Origin of the sequence: Gordonia sp. p3-SID1431 (assembly GCF_025143765.1) — a bacterium.
Taxonomy (GTDB): Bacteria; Actinomycetota; Actinomycetes; order Mycobacteriales; family Mycobacteriaceae; genus Gordonia; species Gordonia hongkongensis.
Map to the genome: position 1 here is coordinate 1 of NZ_JAMBDT010000166.1, position 5951 is coordinate 5951.

The window sequence follows — 5951 nt, forward strand, 5'->3', positions numbered from 1 at the left end:
AGATCCCCCGGGGCGACCTGGGTGACCTGTCCGATGGCGAGTCGGGTCACGGTGCCCGCGACCGGGGCGGTGATCGCCGCCTCCATCTTCATCGCCTCGATGGTGCCGATCGTCGCGCCGGCGGCGACCTCGTCGCCGACATCGACCGACAGCGACACGACGCCCGCGAACGGGGCACCGATGTGGTGCGGGTTGGAGCGGTCCGCCTTCTCCGCCGACGCGACAGCCGAGTCGACGGAGTGGTCGCGCACCGCGATCGGACGCAGCTGACCGTTCAGGACGCACATGACGGTTCGCATGCCCTGCTCGTCCGGTTCGCTGACCGCCTCCAGCCCGATGAGCAGATCGACACCGGGTTCGAGTTCGACGCGGTGTTCCTCGCCGTAGCGCAGTCCGTAGAAGAACTGGTTGGCCGAGAGCCTCGACGTGTCACCGTAGGCCTCGTAGTGCTCCTCGAATTCCTTTGCCGGACCGGGGAAGAGCAGGTGGTTGAGCCGGACCTGACGGTCACGACCCGGCTTGTCGAGGATGGCCTCGTCGTCGGCGGACAGTGGGGTGACCTCGGGGGCCGGCGCGCGGCCCTGCAGCGCGAGGGTGCGCAGCGGTTCGGGCCAGCCACCGGGTGGGTCGCCCAGCTCGCCGCGCAGGAAGCCGATCACCGAGTCCGGGATGTCGTAGGAGGCCGGGTCGGCCGCGAAGTCCGAGGCGGTGATGCCGCGGCCGACCAGCGCGAGCGCGAGGTCGCCGACGACCTTCGACGACGGGGTCACCTTGACCAGTCGGCCGAGCATCGAATCAGCGGCGGCGTACGCCTGCTCGACGGCCTCGAACCTGTTGCCCAGCCCGAGGGAGATGGCCTGCTGCCGCAGGTTCGACAGCTGCCCGCCCGGGATCTCGTGGGAGTAGACCCGCCCGGTCGGCGCCGGGAGACCGGACTCGAACGGCGAGTAGACCTTTCGCAGCGCCTCCCAGTACGGCTCGAGGTCGCACACCCGCGCGAGGTCGATGCCGCTGTCCCGCTCGGTGTGGGCGGTCGCGGCGACGATCGCCGACAGCGGCGGCTGGCTCGTGGTGCCCGCCAGCGCGGCACTGGCGCCGTCGACCGCGTCGGCCCCCGCCTGCCACGCGGCCATGTAGGTCGCCAGCTGTCCACCCGGGGTGTCGTGGGTGTGCACGTGGATCGGCAGATCGAACTCACGCCGCAGCGCCGACACCAGGGTGGTCGCCGCGGGAGCGCGCAGCAGACCCGCCATGTCCTTGATCGCCAGGACGTGCGCGCCCGCCTCCACGATCTGTTCGGCCAGCCGCAGGTAGTAGTCGAGCGTGTAGAGGTCCTCGCCCGGGTCGGACAGATCGCCGGTGTAGCTCATCGCCACCTCGGCCACCGCCGTACCGGTCTCGCGGACCGCGTCGATCGCGGGTCGCATCGCGTCGATGTTGTTGAGCGCGTCGAAGATCCGGAAGATGTCGATGCCGACGTCGGTCGCCTCGGACACGAACGCGGTCGTCACCTTGGTGGGATACGGCGTGTAACCGACCGTGTTGGCGCCGCGCAACAGCATCTGCAGACAGATGTTGGGGATCGCCTCCCGCAACTGCGCCAGCCGATCCCACGGGTCTTCCTTCAGGAAGCGAAGCGCCACATCGTAGGTCGCCCCGCCCCAGCACTCGACGGACAGCAGTTCGGGGGTCAGCGCGGCCACGTACGGCGCCACGTTGAGCAGCCCGTTGGTGCGCACGCGAGTCGCGAGCAGCGATTGATGCGCATCGCGGAACGTCGTGTCGGTGATGCCCAGCCGCGGGTTCTCGCGCAGGTCGCGCGCGAACCCCTCGGGTCCGAGCTCCAACAGACGCTGCCGCGAGCCGTTCGGCGGCGACGTGAGCACCGAACGCTCGACGGTGGGCAGCTTGTCGCGCGGGTACACCGTGGTGGGCCGCTCACCGTGCGGCTTGTTCACGGTGACGTCGGCCAGGTACGACAGGATCTTGGTACCGCGGTCGGCCGACGAACGCGAGGTCAGCAGACCGGGACGCTCGTCGATGAACGAGGTCGTGACGCGCCCGGCGCGGAAATCCGGATCGTCGAGCACCGCCTGCAGGAACGGGATGTTGGTCGCGACGCCACGGATTCGGAACTCGGCCACGGCGCGGCGCGCACGCCGCACCGCGGTCGGGAAATCCCGTCCGCGACAAGTCAGTTTGACGAGCATCGAGTCGAAGTGACCACTCACCTCGGCACCGAGGTTCGCACCGCCGTCGAGCCGGACGCCGGCACCGCCGGGGCTGCGGTAGGCGGTGATGCGCCCGACATCGGGCCGGAAGCCGTTGGCGGGGTCCTCGGTGGTGATCCGGCACTGCAGCGCGGCACCGCGGATGCGGATCGTGTCCTGGGTCAGTCCGAGATCCGCCAGCGACTCCCCCGATGCGATGCGCAGCTGCGCGCTGACGAGGTCCACATCGGTGATCTCCTCGGTCACCGTGTGCTCGACCTGGATACGCGGGTTCATCTCGATGAACACATGGCGACCCTGTTCGTCGAGCAGGAACTCCACCGTGCCCGCGCACGAGTAGCCGATCGATCGCGCGAAAGCCACTGCGTCCGAGCAGATCTGCTCGCGCAACTCGTCGGAGAGGTTCGGTGCGGGCGCGAGCTCGATCACCTTCTGATGGCGGCGCTGCAGGCTGCAGTCGCGCTCGTAGAGGTGGATGACGTTGCCGTAGGTGTCGGCGAGGATCTGCACCTCGATGTGCCGCGGGTTGACCACGGCCTGCTCCAGGAACACCGTCGCGTCGCCGAACGCGGCCTCGGCCTCGCGCGACGCGGCCGCGATGGCCTCGGCGAGGTCGGCGCGCTCGTCGACACGGCGCATCCCCCGCCCGCCGCCACCCGCGACCGCCTTGACGAAGACCGGCAACTGCATGTCCTGCGCCGCGGCGAGCAACTCGTCGAGATCCGACGACGGCTCCGAACTCGCGAGCACGGGGATCCCCGCCGCCTTCGCCGCGGCCACCGCGGTCGCCTTGTTGCCGGTCATCTCCAGGATGTCGGCGCTCGGGCCCACGAAGGTGATGCCCGCCTCCGCGCACGCGGCGGCGAGACCCTGGTTCTCCGACAGGAATCCGTAACCGGGGTAGATCGCATCGGCGCCACACCGGACCGCCGCGCCGACGACCTCGTCGACCGACAGGTAGGCCCGCACCGGATGTCCCGGCACCCCGATCTGGTAGGACTCGTCGGCCTTCAGCCGGTGCACGGAGTTGCGATCCTCGTACGGGAAGATCGCGACCGTGCGCGCACCCAGTTCGTAGGCGGCGCGGAATGCGCGGATGGCGATCTCGCCGCGGTTGGCGACCAGAACCTTGTCGAACATCGTGGTGTTCTCTTTCTCTCACGCCTGCGCCGGTCCGGCGCGTGCTCAGCGACTCGCACAATCGCGGTGGAGATCGCGCGAACAAACTCCCGGCGGACACGGATCGACGCGAATGTCCCGACGACGCCGACCCGTTTCCACGGGCAGTTCACGTCGTGATCCTACTCACCGAGACCGGCCGTTCGGCCACCCCCTCACACCGCCTTCGACCCCCTCGGAAACCGTGCTCCCCGACGCCGTCCACCGCGTCGGAAAGGCGGCGGCACGGCACTGTGACGCCTCCGGAGAGGTGATCGAAAACAATTGCCGCGCAATGTACGTGGCACTCATTGCCGCAGTGTTGAGAAATACTCTCCAGCAGGATTCGACAATGAGAGATCCGCGGCGTCGGGAATTCGCGAATGCCGATCGATCGCTCCGTCGGAATGCCGACCGATCGCTCTGTCACGGGCTCGCTTTGTCGGCCGACGGCGCACGGGATTAGCGTCGTCGGAACCACTCCGATCCGACCGGAAGGCGTTGCCGTGGGCTTCACCCGTTACGTCGCCTTGGGCGACTCGTTCACCGAGGGAGTCGGCGATCCGGACCCGGCCCGACCCAACGGGGTACGCGGGTGGGCCGACCGTGTCGCCGAACAACTCGCCGTCGCGGCGCCCGCCGAGGGCGGCGCGGGCTTCGGCTATGCGAACCTGGCCATCCGCGGCCGGTTGCTCGACGAGGTGCTCGCCCAGCAGATCGGTCCGGCGATCGCCCTGGAGCCCGACCTGGTCACCATCTACGCCGGCGGCAACGATCTCATGCGCCCGTCCCTCGACCTCGACGCGATGATCGCGCGGTACGACGCGGCCCTGCGCGACCTGACCGCGACGGGCGCCACCGTCGTCGTCTTCACCGCCTACGACACCGGATGGGCTCCGGTGTTCCGGATGCTGCGTGGACGGGTCGCCATCTACAACGAGCTCGTCCGGGCGGTCGCCGAGAAGCACGGTGCAGTGATCGGCGACTTCTGGCGGATGGCCGGTTATGACGACTACCGCATGTGGGACGCCGATCGCCTGCACATGTCGCCGCTCGGTCACGCACAGATGGCCGGCCGGGTCCTCGACCTGCTCGGCGTCGACCACCACATCACGCCCGAGACGCTGGCCGCCGCCGCGGTCGCCACCCGCCGGGAGCAGCGGCGACAGAACGCGGAGTGGGCCCGCACCTTTCTCGGCCCCTGGGTGGTGCGCCGCATCCGCGGCGTCTCGTCGGGCGACGGACTCACCCCGCGCTGGCCCCGTCCCGTCGGCCTGGCAGACCTCGCGTAGCCCGGACGCCGGGGCTTCCCGCCGGGTGCGAACGTCTGCACCCGCGACCCGCCGGATATCCTGGTCGTTCGGAGGTGTGCACAATCGATGAGCGGAACCAGCGGGATGACGGCGTGACCAGCCGCACCGACGCCGACGGGACGACGGACAGCACTCCGGACCTCCCGCCCCCCGATCCCACCGCCGAGAAGCCCCACCCGCGACTCGCGGTGGCCGTGCTCTGCCTCGCCGGCATCGTCGTCGCGCTTATGCAGACGATCATCGTGCCGCTGATCCCTCAGCTGCCCGCTCTGCTCGACGCCGACGCCTCCGACACCACGTGGGCGATCACCATCACGCTGCTGCTCGGCGCGGTCGCCACCCCCATCGGCGGGCGGATCGGCGACATGTACGGCAAACGCCTCGCCATCCTGGTCAGTCTCGGCTTCGTCGCAGCGGGTTCCGTGGCCTGTGCGGTCGCGACGTCGCTCCCGCTGTTCATCATCGGCCGCGGTCTCCAGGGGCTGGGTTTCGGCATCGTCGCGCTCGGCATCAGCGTCATGCGCGACATCGTCCCGCCCCGCCACCTCGGCTCGTCGGTGGGAACGATGAGCGCCTCACTCGGTATCGGCGGTGCGCTCGGGCTCCCCGTCGCCGCCCTCATCGCCCAACACGTGAGCTGGCACGCCCTGTTCTGGTCGTGTGCGGGTGCCGCGACGCTGGCCGGTGTCGGCGTGGCCCTCACGGTCCGCTCCACCGCCAAGCCCTCCGGCGGCCGGTTCGACGCGCTCGGCGCCCTCGGTCTGACGGTGCTCCTCGTCTGTCTGCTGCTGCCGTTGTCCAAGGGCGCCGAGTGGGGATGGTCCGCTCCGCTGACGCTCGGTCTGTTCGCCGGCTTCCTCGTGTCGCTGGGCGCGTGGGTCCTCGTCGAACTCCGTCGCGACAGTCCGTTGATCGATCTCCGCATCCTGGGCAAGCGCCCGCTGCTGTTGACGAATCTGGCCTCGATCGCGACCGGTTTCGCCTTCTACGCGATGCAACTCATCCCGATCCAGTTGCTGATGGCCCCGACGAACAGCCCGGACGGCTTCGGGTACGACATGGTGCACGCGAGTCTCATCCTCGCGCCCAGCGGTCTGGTCATGTTCGTGTTCTCACACATCAGCGGTCGCATCAACGCCGTCTTCGGCGCCCGTATCTCCCTCGCCCTGGGCGCGGTCATCATCGGCATCGGCTACGTGACATTCATCGTCGGGATCGCCGGCCCGTGGGACCTCACCTGGATCCACAT

General features: G+C 69.4%; 3 protein-coding genes. 2 read left to right on the forward strand and 1 reads right to left on the reverse strand.

From position 1 onward, the window contains the following. On the reverse strand, positions 1-3371 hold a 3371-nt coding region (locus tag M4D77_RS23295), incomplete at its 3' end, for a pyruvate carboxylase (protein ID WP_259937645.1). Between the two features lie 524 nt (positions 3372-3895). On the opposite strand from M4D77_RS23295, the gene M4D77_RS23300 reads away from it, so the two are divergent. Both M4D77_RS23300 and M4D77_RS23305 read left to right on the forward strand, forming a co-directional pair. Then, positions 3896-4681, forward strand: a complete 786-nt coding sequence (locus M4D77_RS23300) for an SGNH/GDSL hydrolase family protein (RefSeq protein ID WP_259937646.1) — start codon at positions 3896-3898, stop codon at positions 4679-4681. Between the two features lie 113 nt (positions 4682-4794). Beyond that, the coding region (locus M4D77_RS23305; protein ID WP_259937647.1) for an MFS transporter at positions 4795-5951 on the forward strand (1157 nt) is incomplete at its 3' end.